General features: G+C 37.5%; 19 protein-coding genes. 11 read left to right on the top strand and 8 right to left on the bottom strand.

Annotated features, from left to right (window positions below; all coding sequences use genetic code 11):
- Nucleotides 1-103: 103 nt before the first annotated feature.
- Entirely contained in the window at nucleotides 104-991 is an 888-nt protein-coding gene (locus ABDZ63_RS02920; protein WP_343781657.1) for an SDR family oxidoreductase, read from the top strand.
- Nucleotides 992-1145: 154 nt separating this feature from the next.
- On the opposite strand, the gene ABDZ63_RS02915 is transcribed toward ABDZ63_RS02920, so the two are convergent.
- Nucleotides 1146-1871 (bottom strand): 3-ketoacyl-ACP reductase, encoded by a 726-nt coding sequence (locus ABDZ63_RS02915; protein WP_343781656.1) that lies wholly within the window; start codon nucleotides 1869-1871, stop codon nucleotides 1146-1148.
- 217 nt (nucleotides 1872-2088) lie between these two features.
- Between ABDZ63_RS02915 and ABDZ63_RS02910 the strand changes: the two genes are divergently transcribed.
- A complete protein-coding gene (locus ABDZ63_RS02910; RefSeq protein ID WP_343781655.1) occupies nucleotides 2089-3612 on the top strand; it encodes an AbgT family transporter in 1524 nt (507 codons plus the stop codon).
- 28 nt (nucleotides 3613-3640) lie between these two features.
- Here ABDZ63_RS02910 and ABDZ63_RS02905 read toward each other — a convergent pair whose 3' ends face one another.
- Nucleotides 3641-3961 carry a hypothetical protein gene (locus ABDZ63_RS02905; RefSeq protein ID WP_343781654.1) on the bottom strand — a complete coding sequence of 107 codons (321 nt, stop codon included), beginning with the start codon at nucleotides 3959-3961 and terminating at the stop codon, nucleotides 3641-3643.
- A 101-nt stretch (nucleotides 3962-4062) separates the two neighbouring features.
- Between ABDZ63_RS02905 and ABDZ63_RS02900 the strand changes: the two genes are divergently transcribed.
- A complete protein-coding gene (locus tag ABDZ63_RS02900) occupies nucleotides 4063-4410 on the top strand; it encodes a hypothetical protein (RefSeq protein WP_343781653.1) in 348 nt (115 codons plus the stop codon).
- Between the two features lie 28 nt (nucleotides 4411-4438).
- On the opposite strand, the gene ABDZ63_RS02895 is transcribed toward ABDZ63_RS02900, so the two are convergent.
- The gene (locus ABDZ63_RS02895; protein ID WP_343781651.1) at nucleotides 4439-4651 is read right to left on the bottom strand and encodes a hypothetical protein; all 213 of its coding nucleotides are present in this window, start codon (nucleotides 4649-4651) and stop codon (nucleotides 4439-4441) included.
- 491 nt (nucleotides 4652-5142) lie between these two features.
- Here ABDZ63_RS02895 and ABDZ63_RS02890 point away from each other — a divergent pair, with 491 nt between their 5' ends.
- From ABDZ63_RS02890 to ABDZ63_RS02875, 4 genes are all read left to right on the top strand, one after another.
- Entirely contained in the window at nucleotides 5143-5313 is a 171-nt protein-coding gene (locus ABDZ63_RS02890) for an anti-repressor SinI family protein (protein WP_343781650.1), read from the top strand.
- Between the two features lie 135 nt (nucleotides 5314-5448).
- Nucleotides 5449-6885, top strand: coding sequence for a serine hydrolase domain-containing protein (locus ABDZ63_RS02885; protein WP_343781649.1), 1437 nt, complete (start codon nucleotides 5449-5451; stop codon nucleotides 6883-6885).
- Nucleotides 6886-7042: 157 nt separating this feature from the next.
- Nucleotides 7043-7624 carry a nitroreductase family protein gene (locus tag ABDZ63_RS02880; protein ID WP_343781647.1) on the top strand — a complete coding sequence of 194 codons (582 nt, stop codon included), beginning with the start codon at nucleotides 7043-7045 and terminating at the stop codon, nucleotides 7622-7624.
- Nucleotides 7625-7792: 168 nt separating this feature from the next.
- Nucleotides 7793-8008: a hypothetical protein gene (locus tag ABDZ63_RS02875; RefSeq protein ID WP_343781646.1), complete on the top strand. Its 216-nt coding sequence runs from the start codon at nucleotides 7793-7795 to the stop codon at nucleotides 8006-8008.
- A 7-nt stretch (nucleotides 8009-8015) separates the two neighbouring features.
- On the opposite strand, the gene ABDZ63_RS02870 is transcribed toward ABDZ63_RS02875, so the two are convergent.
- Both ABDZ63_RS02870 and ABDZ63_RS02865 read right to left on the bottom strand, forming a co-directional pair.
- Nucleotides 8016-8195 (bottom strand): YozQ family protein, encoded by a 180-nt coding sequence (locus tag ABDZ63_RS02870; protein WP_425541933.1) that lies wholly within the window; start codon nucleotides 8193-8195, stop codon nucleotides 8016-8018.
- A 157-nt stretch (nucleotides 8196-8352) separates the two neighbouring features.
- The gene (locus ABDZ63_RS02865; RefSeq protein WP_343781645.1) at nucleotides 8353-9255 is read right to left on the bottom strand and encodes a glycine betaine ABC transporter substrate-binding protein; all 903 of its coding nucleotides are present in this window, start codon (nucleotides 9253-9255) and stop codon (nucleotides 8353-8355) included.
- Between the two features lie 496 nt (nucleotides 9256-9751).
- Between ABDZ63_RS02865 and ABDZ63_RS02860 the strand changes: the two genes are divergently transcribed.
- A complete protein-coding gene (locus tag ABDZ63_RS02860; protein ID WP_343781643.1) occupies nucleotides 9752-10252 on the top strand; it encodes a universal stress protein in 501 nt (166 codons plus the stop codon).
- A 193-nt stretch (nucleotides 10253-10445) separates the two neighbouring features.
- Here the strand turns inward: ABDZ63_RS02860 and ABDZ63_RS02855 are convergent, their stop codons facing one another.
- Together ABDZ63_RS02855 and ABDZ63_RS02850 are read right to left on the bottom strand one after the other, a co-directional pair.
- Nucleotides 10446-12257 (bottom strand): methyl-accepting chemotaxis protein, encoded by a 1812-nt coding sequence (locus ABDZ63_RS02855; RefSeq protein ID WP_343781642.1) that lies wholly within the window; start codon nucleotides 12255-12257, stop codon nucleotides 10446-10448.
- A 2-nt stretch (nucleotides 12258-12259) separates the two neighbouring features.
- Nucleotides 12260-14245: an efflux RND transporter permease subunit gene (locus tag ABDZ63_RS02850; protein ID WP_343781641.1), complete on the bottom strand. Its 1986-nt coding sequence runs from the start codon at nucleotides 14243-14245 to the stop codon at nucleotides 12260-12262.
- Between the two features lie 229 nt (nucleotides 14246-14474).
- Here ABDZ63_RS02850 and ABDZ63_RS02845 point away from each other — a divergent pair, with 229 nt between their 5' ends.
- Nucleotides 14475-15044 carry a TetR/AcrR family transcriptional regulator gene (locus tag ABDZ63_RS02845; protein ID WP_343781640.1) on the top strand — a complete coding sequence of 190 codons (570 nt, stop codon included), beginning with the start codon at nucleotides 14475-14477 and terminating at the stop codon, nucleotides 15042-15044.
- Nucleotides 15045-15358: 314 nt separating this feature from the next.
- On the top strand, nucleotides 15359-16330 hold the full coding sequence (locus ABDZ63_RS02840; RefSeq protein WP_343781639.1) for a peptidoglycan DD-metalloendopeptidase family protein: 972 nt from the start codon (nucleotides 15359-15361) through the stop codon (nucleotides 16328-16330).
- Nucleotides 16331-16552: 222 nt separating this feature from the next.
- On the opposite strand, the gene ABDZ63_RS02835 is transcribed toward ABDZ63_RS02840, so the two are convergent.
- Nucleotides 16553-17677, bottom strand: coding sequence for an MFS transporter (locus tag ABDZ63_RS02835; RefSeq protein ID WP_343781812.1), 1125 nt, complete (start codon nucleotides 17675-17677; stop codon nucleotides 16553-16555).
- A gap of 166 nt (nucleotides 17678-17843) precedes the next feature.
- Between ABDZ63_RS02835 and ABDZ63_RS02830 the strand changes: the two genes are divergently transcribed.
- Nucleotides 17844-18680 carry a VOC family protein gene (locus ABDZ63_RS02830; protein WP_343781638.1) on the top strand — a complete coding sequence of 279 codons (837 nt, stop codon included), beginning with the start codon at nucleotides 17844-17846 and terminating at the stop codon, nucleotides 18678-18680.
- Nucleotides 18681-18701 lie beyond the last annotated feature (21 nt).

Below are 18701 nucleotides of genomic sequence, written 5' to 3'. Positions count from 1 at the left end.
AGCATGAAGAAAGCTGATAACTTATGTCTGTTAATAAACGTTCAAGGCAATAAAGACATATAGTAATGCATGACATAACTAGTTAGAAGGGAGTTTAACCACCATGGATCGTGAAGAGTTTGTGGAAAGAACGGAAAGAATCCCTGTTCAATTTCCACCTCAGCATCAACCTTTTCATCCAGGGCTTGAGTACTTAATGGAACCAAGGCCAGTATCAGAAACGCCATATGATCGACCTTCTGGGAAATTAGAAGGCAAAGTCGCCATCATTTCAGGTGGTGATAGTGGAATTGGAAGAGCAACGGCATATGCTTTTGCGAAAGAAGGGGCAAGTATTGTCATCGTTTATTTAAATGAACATGTCGATGCTCAAGAAACGAAAGAGCGTGTAGAGCAAATAGGGAAGCCATGTTTAGCGATTGCAGGAGATTTAGGTGAAGAGGGAACAAGTGTTTCGGTTGTTAATCAAACGATTGATTTATTTGGTAAAGTAGATATCATTGTGAATAATTGTGCAGAGTCTTATCCTAAAGAGCGGATAACAGAAATTACAGCTGAACAGCTTCAAAGAGTGTTTAGGTCCAATGTCTACTCATACTTTTATTTAACAAAAGCAGCTTTACCGTATTTACAATCAGGTAGTTCAATAATTAATACGACTTCTGGAGTTGCATACGATGGGCAAAGGGGAAACTTAGATTATTCTACAACAAAAGGGGCAAATGCAACATTTACACGCTCGTTAGCTTTAGATTTAGTTGATGAGGGTATTCGTGTTAATGGTGTTGCTCCTGGACCAATATGGACACCAATTATTCCGTCAAGCTTCCCTCGAGAACAAATGATGACTTTCGGATATGGTACCCCAATGAAAAGAGCAGGCCAACCTTATGAACTAGCACCTGCATACGTGTATTTAGCAAGTGATGATTCAACTTATGTTACCGGTCAGATGATTCATGTCAATGGTGGGGCTATAATGGGCAGTTAATCTTCTTTTAGGAGCATGAACGACATCATGCAGTCCGTTACATAATAATAGAAACCGCAGGGAAATTCATCCTTAGAATTCGCCCTGCGGAATATTGTGTTTAATTCAATTAAAAGTTATTGTTTTTTTCCATCTGTTTAGTTTGTTAAGTAGTTTAAAACGGGTTTGTCGCCCATTGTAAAGACTGTTTTATGAAGATGCGTTGATTCAATTTTAACTGGGCTACCATAAATTCTGCTAAGTCCTCTGGTTGCATGAATTTTTCAGGGTCGTTCTTTTCATCTAACTCTTCACCAAATGGTAATTCTGTAGCAACTAGGCTTGGATTCATCGTGAAAACACGAATATTATGCGGTCGTACTTCTTGCATTAACGCTTCAGACATCCCTTGAACAGCAAATTTAGAGGCACTATAAGCTGATGATCCAGCTGTTGCTTTTAGTCCATTACTGGATGAAATATTAATAATGTCACCACGATCTTGATCAATCATATACGGTAAGACCGCACGTGTAACGTGATACATCCCAAACACGTTTACATCAAATGTTCGCTTCCATTCCTCAGGATCTGTTTCTAAAAACTTCCCTTTTGTCGAGATCCCAGCATTGTTTATTAAAATATCAGGAGCACCTAATGTTGATACTAAGTTGTTAATTGTTTGTTCTACTGATTTCAAATCTGAGATGTCAACAATTGCTACTTCAGACTTAACTCCATACCGGTTTACTTCTTCTTTTAACTCGTTTAACTTACTTTCTGTTCTTGCGATTAATCCGACATGAACCCCTTCATTAGCCAGTTCAATGGCTGTAGCTCGACCGATTCCTTGACTAGCACCAGTAATATAAGTGATTTTTCCTTCAAGTTTCTGACCCATGTCAGTCACCCTTTCTATTTGATGTATTCTATTAGTTTAACGTTAATCATGCAAAAATTAAAAATATACGAATTATACAAGGAGAAATTTGTTAATAAAATTTTTAATTTAACCCTTTCTAAAATTCGACAAGTTGTATATAATATCGTTTGTACAAACTTTGAAATTGTCTAAATATTTATAAATTGGGAGAGAAATGAAAGGTAGGGAATGCCGTATGGAAGAGAAACGTAAAGGGTTCTTTCAACGGTTCCTCGATGTCATCGAACGTACAGGCAACAAGCTCCCTCATCCAATAACATTATTTGCAATATTAGCTTTAATGGTTCTTGTGTTGTCTGCGATCGTTTCGAACATGGGGTTAACTGTTGAACACCCTGGTGATGGAAGTGATGTAGCGGTTAATAACTTATTAGATACAGAGGGGATCCGCTATATATTTGGAAGCATGGTTGATAACTTTATTGGCTTCGCGCCTTTAGGTGTAGTGTTAGCAACGATGCTAGGTATTGGAATAGCTGAAAGGTCTGGCTTAATCAGTGCAGCCTTACGTGGGTTTGTGCTTTCTGTACCGAATCGTTTAATAACTGCTGGTTTAGTTTTTGCCGGTATTATGTCAAGTGTGGCATCTGATGCAGGTTATGTTGTATTACCACCTCTAGGTGCAGTAATCTTCGCAGCGTTAGGTCGTCACCCACTAGCTGGTTTAGCAGCAGCATTTGCTGGTGTATCTGCAGGTTTCAGTGCGAACCTTTTCCTATCAGCAACTGATGCGATGTTAGGTGAAATTACAATAGAAGCAGCAGCCATCGTTAACCCTGAATATGCTGAGACGATGAACATTGCGATGAACTACTGGTTCATTATTGGTTCAGTATTTATCCTAACATTAGCTGGTGCATGGGTAACTGAAAAAATCGTTGAACCTCGTTTAGGCGAGTACACTGGTGAATACCGCGAAGAATTAAAAGGTTTGGAATCAGTAGAGAAGAAAGGTCTTGTATGGGCAGCTGTTTCTGGTTTAGTCACTGCAATTGGTTTTGCTTTATTAGTAGCTCTACCAAACGGCCCATTACGTGCAGATGATGGTGGTATTATTCAATCACCATTTATGGATTCACTCGTTCCAATCATTTTAATCTTGTTCTTTGTACCTGGCCTCGTTTATGGTATTGTAACGAAGGTCATTAAGAGTGATAAAGATGTCGCGAATCAAATGTCAGATACAATGGCTGCTATGGGTATGTTTATTGTCCTTGCCTTTACTGCAGGTCAGTTCGTAGCATACTTCAACGAGTCTAATATGGGATTAGTATTAGGTGTGTTAGGTGCAGAGTTCCTTGAAGCAGCTAACTTTACAGGAGTTCCACTAATCGTTGCGTTTATTTTCGTAGTAGGTATTATTAACCTATTCGTTGGAAGTGCAACAGCGAAATGGGCCATGTTAGCACCTGTATTCGTGCCAATTATGATGCAATTAGGCTACTCACCTGAAATGGCACAAATGGCTTACAGAATTTCAGACTCAGCAACAAACATTATTACGCCATTACTGCCTTACTTTGCGATTATTATTGCATTCGCTCAAAAGTATAGCAAGAACATGGGTATTGGTACTTTAATTTCTGTTATGTTCCCATACTCAGTTGTATTTATGATCATTTGGACAGTTATGTTAATCGGTTGGATGTTCTTAGGTATTGAATTAGGACCTGGTTCACCAATTCTTTATAATGAATAAGCTTAATGAAGTTGTGACAAACTAGTTGTCAAAATAGAAAATCCGAACGATTCATCGAAAATGAATTCGTTCGGATTTTTGTATTTCGATAGTATTGGATCAAAAAGTGTTTGAGCGCTGATAAAAGCTGCCTGAGCGCTGATAAATTCGTTTGAGCGCTGATAAAAGCTGCCTGAGCGCTGATAAATTCGTTTGAGCGCTGATAAAAGCTGCCGAGCGCTGATAAATTCGTTTGAACGCTGATAAAAGCTGTCTGAGCGCTGATAAAAAGGGCCCGAGCGCTGATAAAAACCTCTGAACGCTGATAAACTTTTGTCTTGAATTGTGAAATTTCACCTATTTCAATCAATAAGTCCTCTTTACCTTTCTAGATTTAAAGGACATAATATGTAATAAGCAATTTAACAGAATGATGAGGTGAAAAGTGTGAGGTGGGTGGAGAAGGTCGTCGTGGCATTGGTGAGTACATTATTAATCATGATTTTAGCACCTAATCTAGGGGTGTCTTTTTTTTCATTCTTTTGGACAGTTTTTTTAGTATTTTTAACACTTGGTTCACTGCTTGAGCTTTTTGTTAGTTTTATCATCGATCACAAACGGTTCCGTAATCCAATTTACCGATATATAGCTAGCGTATTTCTGTATATTTATGGGGGAATTTTGATATTAGCAAGTTTGTCGATGGTGATTGAGAAGCTCTCGCCAATTGACCTTACACTTTTATTAACTCTAGGTGTGCTACCAGCTTGGGTTTATTATCATGTAAAGCTTATTGTGAGACGTATCTTAAGCAATTAGCTGATCAGTCAAATTAATCAGTAACTTTCTAAAATTCGACATTACTGAAATGGAAACCAACTGCCTCTACTGCGTGAATACTAGCCAGAGTTAAAGTTAAGCCATCTGGGGGTATAATGTGAACGTCAAAGCTAACTTCATCGCTTAATTCCTTTTCAACATTGCTATAATCTGCGCTGTCATTAGCATGACAAGCTGATAAAATAATCATGAAAACGATTAGGTAAAGAACTTTATGCATATAAGCAACTCCTGTAACAATATTCTACAAAATGATCTTATACCTTTAAATGACTCACACGTTTCTAAAAGCTAGCGATTTTTATTGAAAATGATGCTACAGCGAAAACCACGATCATTCCCATTCATCTTAGATAGTAACGTGTATGTAATTTTATTTTTATGTTGTTTTCGAACATATAATGTTGCTTCATATTCGATGAATTCCACAAAACGTGAAAAAATCTCGTGAACTTTTGGGAGGTTAATGTCATTTAATTGAATGGATATGTTATATGTATTTCTTTTGTATTGATCCTGAGTATGTAACGATTTGATCATGCTTTGATAAGAACAGTTCAATTTCTTCAAAAACTGGAATGTTTATTCATAATTTAACCCAGAATTAACCTACAATAATTATGATTAAACTGTTGGACATTTGCGATTTACATAATTTCCAGTGCTCTGGATTTTGTAAATGGTTATAGATTTTTTAGGGGGAATGAAGTTGTGTTTAAGAAGAACCAACTTAATGAAAAGAAGGTTTCAACTGTTCAACCTAAGACAATAGACCAAGAGTGGTTGGATTTAATGAAAGAAGCTCAAGCCATTGGTCTTACCCCAAAAGACATACAACGATTTCTTAATCGACGACGTGAGAATATCAAACATGAGCAGTAACCATTAAACAAGTTCCTTATATAAAGAGGAGCTTGTTTTATTGTTTTGAAAATCATTAAAAAAATGAAGGATAATTTTCATCTTGAATCGAATTTATTTAGTAAGACGAAATATTTTCAAATTGAGGTGTAATTAATGGCGAAGCAAAGTTGGATTAGCAATTATGAAGCGTATGTAGAAACAATTTTAGACAAATATCAGGTTCCTGGTGCAGCAATTGGTGTTAAAAAAGATGGTGAGGTAATTTATGAGCGTGGTTTTGGTAAACGGAATGTTGAAGAAAAATTAGAAGTGAATGAAGACACAATTTTCGGTATTGCATCTATTACGAAGTCGTTTACGGGCGTTGCTATTATGCAGCTACAAGAAAGAGGGGAGCTGTCAGTAGAAGACAAGGTTGTAACGTATTTACCAGAATTAAATCTTAGTAACAAGAAACATACAGAACAAGTTACGATTCATCACTTACTGACACATACAGCTGGCCTACCTCCTTTACCAACCCTTTATCATGCGATGAGACGAACTATGGAGAATGATTCATCTGTCTCTTTAGAGCAAATGGAACGTGTGAAATCTCATGAATCAATTGAAACTTATGATGAGCTCATGTCCTTTATCGGTCAATTGGATCTTGAATTACTCGGAAAGCCAGGTGAAGAGTTCAGTTACTCTAACGATTCTTATGCATTACTTGGAGCTATTATTGAGCGTGTGAGTGGTGTTTCGTATGATGTGTATGTGACTGAGAATATATTGAAGCCTGTAGGAATGGTGAATAGTACATTTAAGATTGATGAGGTCTTACAATCGGATAATGTAACGACAATTTATGCTTCTGATGAGAAGGATGGAGAGAAAGAAGTTTATGCTTCTGAAACTTGGTGGGATTCACATGCGATGTGTGCAGGTGGCTTTCTCAGATCAACTTTAAAAGACATGCTTCGTTATAGCGAAATCTACAGAAATCAAGGTAAAGTAGGTGAGTCGAGAATCATCACACCAGAAAGTGTACAAGAGATGATTCACCCACATGTCCCATTTCAAGATAATAAATACTATGGTTACGGATTGATGATTACACCTCATTATAATGGTGGTACTTTAGTAGAGCATGGGGGTAGCCTTAAAGGGGTTTCATCTAATATGGGTGTTGTTCCTGAAAAAGGACTGGCTTGTGTTGTTTTAAATAATCTTGCAGGTGTTCCAGCAGCTAAGTTAATGGTGGCAGGCTTTAATGCTGTTCAAGACATTGAACCTGAAACACCACTTGTGACTTTCTCAGATTATGAAATTAGTGAAGTGGATCTTGATCAATATGTAGGTAGTTATAAATCAGGTGAAGGAGCGGAAATCACAATTACGAAAGAAGAGGGAGAACTTTACTATAAAAGTGAAGGACAACCTATACAAATGCGGCCAGTAGGTAATCACCTTTTTACGATTGAGATCAGTGAATCAGAATCCCCAATCCGTTTTTTATTTGATGAACAAGGTGAAGTCCGCGGGTTATTTCACGGTGTTAGACAAATCTTAAAAGCATTAGAAGTAGAAGAAGTAGAGGCGAATTAACGACATTCTAGATAGTTGAGTTCTCCTCATCTAGGATCATCTTTTTAATTACGAATAATGAAAATCATTCTCAATTAAATTGACAGCCAAACAAAAGTGATTGTATAATAACAGTTGAGAGAAAACGCATACAAACACGATGAAAGGTGACATAGAGATGGATATTTTTGAAGCAATTCACGAAAGACGTAGCATTGGTAAAGTCAAAGATCAACCCATTGAAGATGAGAAGATTGAAAAAATATTAGAAGCAGCAACTTGGGCACCTAATCATTTTCATACAGAACCGTGGAAGTTTTTCGTATTAAAAGAAGAAGGAAGGCGTCCATTAGGAAGAACACTTGCCGATATTGCGAAAGATGAAATGGACGACCCAATGACAGAAGAGTGTCAGGCGAAATTAGAACGAATCGAACAAAAGCCATTTCGTGCACCTGTTATTATCACAGTTGCTGTGACACCATCTGAAAAGGAAAAAGTCATTTATTTAGAAGAGATTGGTGCTGTTAATTCAGCCGTTCAAAATATGTTATTAGCTGCACATGGATTAGGCTTAGGAGCAATTTGGCGAACAGGAAAGCCAACTTACCACCCGAAAATGAAGCAACAATTCGGACTCAGAGAACAAGATGAAGTGTTAGGCTTTATCTATTTAGGTTATCCGGATGCTAAGAAAGAAAAGGGCACAAGAACCCCTTTTCAAGAGAAAACGACATGGATGACTACAGATTATTCATAAATTAAAACCGCTAGTGTAAAGTATTTATTTTACACTGGCGGTTTTAACTATTTCGCTAATATTAAATGCTTCTTATTAAAGCGTATGGGAAATGGACGTATCAGATCTATTGTTATATTTTGGTGATAGAGGGTAATTAAGAATTTTTAAAATGAAGGGGTGGATTGGATGAAAGTGAGCTATAACTTCTTACATTTTACATTACTCGGAACGTTGGTTGGTTTTACGATTGCATTCATTATAAGAAGCTTATGGGTTGATGAATTGGTATGGAGTCAGTGGATCGCATGGATGATAGGTGGTGCCATAGCTTATCTGATCATGTTGGTTTTTCTAGTATTAAAAATCAAAAGAGTACCAAATGAACGGCATTTGGCACTCTAACTCAAGATTAATCTTCTTTTCCAAGCTTTCTGTCGATCGTCCCTTCATGATAATCATCGGACACTTGTTCATGCGTTTCGGCTAAGCCTTTCTCAAATTGTGTGTCACCTTCATAATGCTCATTTTTATAATTTTCTTCTGCGATTTTGTGGCTCGCCTTATTCGATTTCTTTTTCTTTTGTCCCATGATAAACCCTCCATTTAATGATTTGGTCATAGTATGGATTTATAATGGCATTTGTAAACTGTTAAATCTTATTTATGCAAAAAGGCATAAGTTCTTTTACTAAAACACAAAGAAAAAGATGGTAACCACTATTGTTGTGGCTACCATCTTTATGATTTTAGTCAATCCACTCGTTAATTAAGTCTTCGTTCTCTTCAACCCACTCACGAGCGCCATCAATCGGTTCTTCTGTATCTTCAACGTAAGCCATTAGCTCACCAATTTCCTCATCATCCATCTTCCAGTTCTTTAACCATTCACTGAAGTCAGGATAATCATCTTCAAACCCATGACGTGTCGCGTGGTGAATTTTTTCAACGTCACCAAATGATTCTTTCGGGTCATCTAAATACTTTAAGTCATGATTAGCAAAAATGCTGTGTGGATTCCATAGTGGAGCAACAATTGGCTCTTCATTTGAAACAGCACTGTCAATCGCTGCAATCATCGCTGGTTCAGAACTAGGCATTAATTCAAGTTCTAACTCATATTCTTCAACCATTTCCTCAGCAACTTCCATTGTGCCAGCTCCTTGGTCGAAGCCTGTAATTTGATAATCAAATTCTTCAGCATGCTCATTTAAATCTTCAATGCTATTAATATGCTCCATATATTCTGGTACGACTAAACCAACTTTCGCATTGTCATACCAAGTTTCTTCAGAGAAGTTAATCTCTTCATCATATTCTTCCAAGTAATGTTGGTCTTGTACAGGTAACCAAACTTCTAAACCAACATCTAACTCGTCATTTGCTAAAGCAGACATCGTTGGTCCCATGTCTAGGTTAATTAAATCTACTTCATAGCCACGGTCTTCTAAAATAACTTTCCACATATTCGTTACGGCAATGTTTTCTGCCCAATTAATTTGACCCATTTCAATCGGTTCTTGGTTTACTGATTCACTAGCTTCTTCGTTTTCTACACCTTCATTTTCTGCTTCATCATTTCCACCACAAGCAGCTAGTACTAATAAAAGAGCTGCACCTAATAGTAGAAGTTTTGATTGTTTGAAAATCATAAGTTCCCCCTCGGAAAAATTATTGTGATTGTTTAATGTAATATTACAACTAAGTGTAATCTCAAACTATAAGAATATGCAGCGAATAGCCAAGTTATTGCGCAAGACATATCAATGGACTAATACGATAAACCACCATCCTTTTGATTGTTAAGAACGTTAAATTTTTTCTTTACAAAATTAATATAAACGATAATCACGAACTTTGTCAAATTATCTGTGAAATAATATACAAGATTTTTATAGTGAGTTAAATAGATTACTAATAAACAAGGTTAGAGGCAATCTATAGCACTAATTGATCAATTACATGTTTAGATATTAAGTAAAGCGTCTATAGAATAGGGAAAGCTCTTTTAATTAAGGAGCTAGAATGAAAGGTTTTTAAACAAAAAAATTGAAGTGGTTGTAGAAGACAGACATAAATAATACATTAAAATACATTCATAAGAATTATGGTAAGTCATGTGATTTATTCAAAGGAGGCTTGAGTTATATGGGTTTATTTAACAAAGTGTTAGTAGCGTATGATGGTTCTACAGATAGTGTAAAAGCATTGGAGAAAGCTCAAGGGAATGTTAAACAAAATGATGCTAAACTGAAGGTGGTATATGTACAAGACATCAATCCATCAGCACCCATATCAGATAATCATACAATCCCGCACGGCACTTCAATGATGTACCAGACGACGAATTATACAACCTCTGTTCCACTTTCAAATAGTGCTGAACAAGAACAAGCAGAAGTAATGGATCACCAAGCAGATGAAATTCTAGGTCATGCACGAATGAAACTATCAAATGCGATCGATGCTGATTACGAAACGTTAGCAGGTCCAGCAGCACGAGAACTTACTCAATTTGCTGAAGATGAAGATGTTGACTTAATCATCTTAGGAAACCGCGGATTAAGCGGGCTAAAGAAACTCGTCATGGGTAGTGTCAGTAATAAAGTCACCAACGATGCAAAATGCCCAGTTTTAGTAATTAAATAGATTATAATAAAGGCGCTCGGGCTAACGAGCGCCTTTATTTTGCTGGAGAGAAGGGGGTGAGCTGGTCAATTTATTGGATCATTGATAAAATCTTGTGGGCTAGAGATCAATCCATGAGGGCTGATATATTGAGTATGGACTCTGAATATAAATAGAAAAACGGTCTTTCCTAGAACAGAAAGACCGTTTCATCTTATCTAAATAAATCTAAAAAGCGTTCCCAAATCCCTTTATCTTCTTCTTCAACAATTTCTTCATCGTCATCATCTTCCATTGTAATACTCTCTGTTTGGATGACGAATTGGACTGTTTCGATAGCTTCGTTACGTTCAGATACAAACGAAACAGGATCAAAATCAGAGTGGTCAAAGTCATTCATCATTTCATCAATTTCTTCTTGCATTTGGTCTGGTAAATTGCTCGTTTCTTCAGCAAGTTCACCTGTCCCATCATGCAATTCATGAACACCGTCTTCTAATTCGGCGGTTCCCTCAGATAATTCACCAATACCGTCGTGAATGTCGCTATAAGACTCAGATAGTTCACCGACACCGTCAGTATATTCAATTAGTCCAGCGTGGAACTCACCATACTGACTGGATATTTCATTAAGCCCTTCTTGAAGCTGAGCTAAGTCATCAATGAAATCCATATCGTCTATACTTCCTGCAAGTTCATCAGCTATCATGTCTAAATTAGAAGCAATGTCATGAATAGAATGTTCTAATTCTGATAATACAGGGTCAACAACGTTAAATGCTTCACTAACTGCATCATATGTTCCTTTAGCTTGTAGTGCGGCCTCATAAGTTTCAACTAATTGATCGACCACGTCACGGTCGGCACCACTTGCATAAACCCCTTCAATGTCCTCTTCATCAAGCTCACCAGATGGAATGGCTTCAATGGCGTTATCTAAGGCTTCTAGTGCTTCTTGATAATTTCCTCGTAGCTCAGATAATCCACCTTCAATTTCGTATAACCCATCAGCAATTTCTTTTAAGCCTTGGCTTAATTCTTCAATTTCACTAAAGTCCATTTCATGATCTGCATCAAAGCCTGCACTCATTTGCCGAAGTGCATCATCAATTGCTAATGAGCCTTCAATTAAATCAGAAGAACCATCATCTAGTTCACGCATGCCGTCTAAATACTCAAAAGAGCCGTCGTGTAATTCGATGATGCCATCATTCATCTCAGATACACCATCTTGTAAGTCACCAACACCATCATGCACTTCAGCAATCCCATCAGATAAAGAACTCATCTCATCTTTCATCTCACCAGTTTCTGGCTGATCAACTGACATAGAAGCAGGTAAAGCCGAAATCTCTACACCATCAAATTCAAAGTCTGAAACATTTGCCTCAACGATAAAATGTTCGTCCTCACCTGGCATGACAGTAAACGTCACTTGTTTATTCTTACCAGCACTCGCTATAGTACCATCTTCAGCTTCAATTTGGTTATAGATCTCAGAATCTAATGTTAAAGAAATTTGCAATAAATAATTGTCATAAAAGACAGGGTCGACATCATCATTGGCATTCGTTTCGATCTCAATCTGTAACTGGCCATCCTCACCTAAAATGTCGTTAGCATCGACTTCTTCCCCATCTAATGTATATCCTACATCAAATGTCCAAGGAAGCGGCATGCCATTTAAATTCCCTTGATAATAAAATTGATCTTCTGTTGCACTAAATGTCACTTCATCACTATTAAGTGACATCTCTTCTAAGTTCGTTAAGTTCTGAACACTTTCGTAAGGACCAAAATCAACCATCTCTCCAGATTCTGTCACATTAAATTGGTTCACGACATACATCGCATCTTGCTCACCACCTGCATCAAGTGTCGCATAGATGACTTCATGCTTTTCAGAATAGGAACCTTCACCTTGAGTAGATGAAGGCTCATCAGATTCTGATTCACCTGAAGTTGCTATTGCGAATGATGGAATGAGTAAAAGGGATGCGATCACTATGAATAATAAACGTTTCATTTTCATTTCCCCTTATAAAATTTCGCTTTTATAGTCGTTTTCTCAATTAACTTATCAAACAGTAACAACAGTGCTGGAAGTAGGAAAACAACACTGATGAATGCGAATAACGCACCGCGGCCTAATAATAAACCGACTGATCCAACAATTGGATTTGATGATGTAATCCATAAAATAAACCCAACACTTGATAAGATTGCCGCCGAGATGAAAATCGCAAATAGTTTTTCATCGATTGTTCTTTTCATCGCTTCAAACGCCGGCATTTCTTTTCGAAGTCGCTTATAATTTTCCGTAAACAATATGCCGTAGTCGACGGTTGCTGCTAACTGAACCGTACTAACAATTAAATATCCGACAAAGACTAGGGTCGAATCAGTGAAATACGGAATTGATAAGTTAAACCAGACAGCTGATTGAATGGTAATCAGTAAGACAACCGGGAAAAAGATTGAGCGGAATGTTGCAATTAACACAACTGCAACCGCTAAGACCGTTAACCAGTTGACTAACGTATTATCTCTTTGGACGATATCTTTAATGTCATATAACGTCACACTTTCACCGAGTAAGTGAGCATCATCTCCATAGTAAGATGCAGCTGTTTCTCGTACTTCCTCGACTAAGGCAAACGCTTGATCACCTTCAGTCGCAGTCTCTGTATGAAGGGTGATCCGGCTGTAATTATCTGAATAAAACGATTCTGTCATCGATTCATCTAAATAACCTGAGGGAATGGCTGGGTCGACTGTATTGACATAAGCCATCACGCTTGAAACGTTGGCTAAGCTTTCGAATTCATAAACCATCCCTTCTTCTTTCGCAACATCACCACGAGGTACAAGCACAACCATTGGCGTATTTTCATCAAATGTTTCTTCAATTTGTATTTCATCTGCTCCAAGTCTTGTCGTTTCAGGCTGCTCACCAACACCATAAATGAAACTCGTTTCACTTTGTGCTAAGAAGGCTGGAACAATTAATAATCCTACTAAAATTAACGTCGGAACACGTAATTTTAATACGCGTTTACCAACATTTTTAAATTCCGGAACGATCGGTTTATGTTGTGTTTTATCAATCCATTTATAGAACACCAACGTTAGTGCAGGTAAAAAGATCATGACACTAATAAAACTAAACACGATCCCTTTAACTAAATTAAGTCCTAAATCAGCACCAATTTCAAAATTCATAAATGTCAGAGCAATAAACCCGAAAAACGTCGTTGTTGCACTCGCTGCAATCGCAGGGAATGAACGTTTCATCGCAAGTCGCATTGCTTCAGCTGGGTCTGGCACTTGTTTACGATAATCTGAGAAACTGTGGAGTAAGAAGATCGCATAATCAAGTGAGACGGCGAGCTGTAAAATGGGTGCGACTGACTGCGTTACAAACGAAATTTCACCGAGGAAAATATTCGTTCCTAAGTTAATGATCACAGAGACACCAATCGCCGTTAAGAAGAAAATTGGCTCAATCCAAGAATTCGTTGACAAGATTAAGATGATTAAAATAATCGGGATCAGTAAGGCAGCGGCATACATGGCTTCACTGTCTGCCATCTCTTGAGACATTGCTGTATCAGCCGCCTCACCATCAGCCGCATTTTCCTCACCAATTAAATCGTAAATGGCATTCATCGCCTCAACTTCATAACCCTCATCAATGGTTAAAGAAAAGAGGGCAGAATCTTCCTGATAATACTGTTCAACAGTATCAGAATCAACCATTTCTAGGGGTGTTTTTAAATCAAGGACATCATCCAACCACATAATATGTGAAACACCATCAACCGCCTCTAACCCCTCTTTATAGGCGAGCGCCTCAGGAATCGAGACGTCTTCAACCATGACTCTTGTATTTCCAATCGGTTCATCAAATTCTTCTTCCATTAAATCGGTTGCTTCCATAGAAGGTGAATCATCTGGTAAATAATCCATCATATTATAATTAATTGAAACCGCGAAAAACGCGATCGTACTCATGATTCCTAATACGAAAAATGTCCAAACAATAGACTTTTTATATTTAATAATGCGACTAGCTAGATCGATTTGGCTTCATCCTCTCTTGCATTAAACCTTTATACACTTTAATATTATATGGACACAGTGTTGGATATTCAACAAACAGTTCAGTTATTCACGTCCATTATCCAACATGATGTCGATTATATGTTGGATTTCAACAAAATTGTCACAGAGGAGGATCAATGTGAGTGAAAAGTTAGACCGACGAAAAAAATATACTCGTATGGTATTAAGAGATAGTTTAATTGAACTTTTATCAGACAAACCAATTACTGCTGTTACGGTAAAAGAAATTTGCGAACTGGCTGACATCAATCGCTCTACATTTTATACGCATTATTCCGATCAATATGACCTACTTAAGAAAATTGAAGATGAAATTATAGAAGATATGAATGAATATTTAAGTAACTATAGCTTTACAAAAGAAGATGAAGCACTACTAATGACACAAAAACTAGTCGAGTACATCAAAGATAAGAAGCTAATGTTTGAAACGTTACTAAACGAAAAAGGAGACTCAACCTTTGAGAAGAGGGTTATGGAAGTCGCACACCGCTTTGTAATGAAAAACACCATGGCAACTAGCAATATTGATGAACATCTGTCTGGCTATTTAAGCACGTATATTATTAGCGGTGCGATTCACTTGATTAAAGAGTGGATCTCAAAAGGGATGAAAGAGTCACCAAAGGAAATCGCAGAACTGATCAACCATTTTTCCAATCGCGGGCTGTCTTACTTACAAGGGTGATGATTCGTGTTAATGGGGGTGAGATGATTGTTGCAGAGACCTTGTTGTATGAGCGAAACACTTGATAGTCGAGTGAGGTTCTTGGTAATTGAGTGAGGTTATTCATCATCGAGCGATATTCGGGTAATGATCATGAAGTGAAGTCATGGTATTTGAGCGGAATTTGTAATCATCGAGCTAAATTCATATATTTGAGCGAACGCTTAATTAATTGTTTCATTCAATCACAGTCTTTTATAAATTTGATTAAATCACTATCTTTTTATGGTAAGATTATGTAGATTAACATTACCTAGAAATTTGGAGGGGAAGAAATGAAAAAATACATACTTATTTGCTTCGCTTTAATCTTAGCAATTTTACTTGTAGCGTGTAATGATGAAGAATCAACTGATAAAGATCCTGATGAACAAGAGGGGGATGATGAGATTGTTTCACCTGAAGATTTTGGTGATGCTTTTTTAGATGGTGAATTAGAGACGATTTATGCTCAATTGAGTGAATCGTTTCAGCAAGAAGTTTCGTTTGAAGAATTTGAGAATTTAGGTCATCAATTTAATGAAGGTGTTAACAGCTATGATCTGTTATCAGAAACCCCGATTCGCGGTATAACAGAGTACCAGTGGATCAGTGATGAAGGAGATAAAGGAATTCGAGGTCATTTTGCCGCTGACGATACGATTGAAGTATTGCAATTAATACCATTAACGACGTATCCAGAGAGTGATGAAGTGTATACAGAAAACAGTTATCAAATGCCAGTCGTCGGTGAATGGTTTGTCTTTTGGGGTGGTACGAATGAACTTGTCAATTACCATTATGCATTGGAAGTCCAAAGATACGCATACGATCTAGTTATCTATGAAGATGGATCTTCTTTTGATGGTGATTCAGAGGATAATGAAAGCTATCATGCGTTTGGAGAAGATGTGGTTGCGCCACTAGAAGGAACGATTGTCTCAGTTGAAAATAACATCACCGACAATACACCAACTGTTGAAATGAATGGTGAACAACCACTTGGAAACCATGTCATAATTGAGCACGCCAATGATGAGTATAGTGTGATCGGGCACTTACAAGAAGGATCAGTTCAAGTAAGCGAAGGAGATGAAGTGAGTGCAGGTGACTTACTAGGAGCTGTCGGAAATTCAGGAAACTCTAGTGAACCGCATGTGCACTACCATGTTTCGGATGGGTCGAATTGGGATGAAGCTAGTTCGATTAGAATCAAACTAGAAAATGACGAAGACCCTGTTCGCGGTGAAACAGTTACAGGGTTCTAATATATTTCGTGAAAAAAAGCAAAGTCTTTAAGCCTTTGCTTTTTTGTTTGATCTATGTCAGATGTCGATTGACAGACATGAGCGCTGATAAAAAGTCGTGAGCGCTGATAAAGGAGCCCTGAGCGCTGATAAAGGAGTCCTGAACGCTGATAAAAAATCTCGAACGCTGATAAATACCGACACTTATATGATATCACCCTCACTACGTTACATCACAATCTTTCATCGATAAACTTTAGGTTCAGTCATAGGAGGAAGACTCAACTTTTTATAGCCAATGAACGTTAAGACAATCATCCCAACTAAAAAGGCGATGAAATAAGGGGAAACAATATCTCGTATCACCCCTGTTACGAATGAACTGACAATCATACCTAATGAATAGAACGAAGACATTAAGCCAAATGCTCGTCCATGGCCCTCTTTAGCGACTGCATCTGTTATGGCGATTGCCATTGCCGGCATGATGATTCCAAAGAAAAATCCTACAGAAAATAATAAAACAGGTAAAGTCAACATGTCATTAAATATCGCAAATAAACTCATCGACATGCCGAATAAACCGAACATTAGACGTTTGACTGGATCAAAGCGATGCATGAAAGATAATGCTAAAGATATTAATGTGCCTGTTGCCATCAAGCTTAATAATAATCCTGTTGTAGCTGTTGAATAGCCACTTTCAACAGCCAAGTATGGCACTTCATATATTATTACCCCGTGAATATACATCACTGCAAATCCTGTTACTAATATAATATGTACTGTCGGGAGCGCGAGCACTTGAGCGAAAGTTAAGCTTTTTTGGTGGCTGTTCTTAGATGTTGTCGACTGTGAATCAGCGACAAAACCAAGTGTATAAATGGAAATAAATAATAAAGTAATCCCTATAAAAAAGTAAGTGGTTTCATAACCGAGTAAAGATCCTAAATTTCCACCGATTAGTGGAGCCAAAATACTTGCGATCGTCATGAGCATGCCATAGACTGCCATATTTTTCCCTTGTTGTTTACTATTAGCTGCATAGCTCGATAACAACGCTAAAGCAGAAGGAATTAAAAAGGCCAGTGCAAAGCCATTTAAAATACGCAGCATTAATAAACTAGATGCATCTGTGACTAAGCCATGTGCTATGAAGAAAATTCCAGAAAGAACCATAGGCAGTGTAATAAATAGCTTTTTACCATAACGATCAATTAAAGGCCCTGCAATTAAATTTCCTGTTAAATTTGCCAATTGGCCGGTGCTCATCATGATACCGATTAACACACTTGATGCCCCAAGAGTCGCCGCATAGGGAGTGAACAAGGGGGCTTGTACACTCATAACTAAACTCATAAAAAACATAACCGCAAATATGTGCAATTTATCAAACGCTGCTATACTCAATATTTTTCACCTCGTCACATTGTATGCAGTGACTAGGAAAATAGACGAGCAGTTATTACCTTGACAAAATTTACTTACTATTATACACTTACTTACATAAAGTAAGTTAATGGAGGAAATAAACATGACTTTTCATAGTAAACCAACGACATTCGTCAACCAAGTCACAATTAGAGTGACAGACCTTGAGCGTTCATTGGAATTTTATCAAAAGATCGTAGGGTTAAAAGTATTAGAGAAAACAAATAATAAAGCTGATTTAACAGCAAATGGAAAAACGAGTATTCTATCACTCGAGCAACCAGAAAATCCTCAACCAAAACAAGGGAGAACATCAGGTTTATATCACTTTGCCATTCTAGTTCCTGAGCGAGGTGACTTGGCTAATTTTGTGATGCATTTAGCCGATCAAAAAGTCCGCATTGGTGCATCTGACCATTTAGTAAGTGATGCATTGTATTTTAATGACCCAGATGGAAATGGCATTGAAGTTTACCAAGATAAAGATCCAGAAACATGGACGTGGCATGGTGGGCAAGTAGAGATGGCTGTTGATCCACTAGACTTTGACGACTTAGTTAAATATAAGACTGATGAAGGTTTTAATGGCATGCCAGAGGAGACGGTGATGGGGCATATCCACCTGCACGTTTCAGACTTAGAGAAAGCAGAACAGTTTTATGTAGATGGATTAGGGTTTGATGTTGTTTGCCGATTTGGTGGGCAGGCCATTTTCCTATCAACTGACCAATATCATCACCATATTGCAGCGAATACTTGGAACGGCATTGGTGCACCACAACCAACTGAAAATAGTGTTGGATTACAATCATACCAAATCGTTTATCCTGATGAAGCATCAAAAGAAGCAGTCATTACTCGATTGAAAGATATGGGCTCACCTGTTTCTAAGAACATAACAGAAGACCCTGCTGGAAATAAAATTGAATTAGTCGTATAAATGTAAGAGAAAATCACGCGA

It is taken from the genome of Alkalibacillus silvisoli, from assembly GCF_039521975.1.
Classification (GTDB): domain Bacteria; phylum Bacillota; class Bacilli; order Bacillales; family Alkalibacillaceae; genus Alkalibacillus; species Alkalibacillus silvisoli.
The sequence above is the reverse complement of the archived record's forward strand: the minus strand, read 5'-3'. Positions and strand labels throughout refer to the sequence as shown.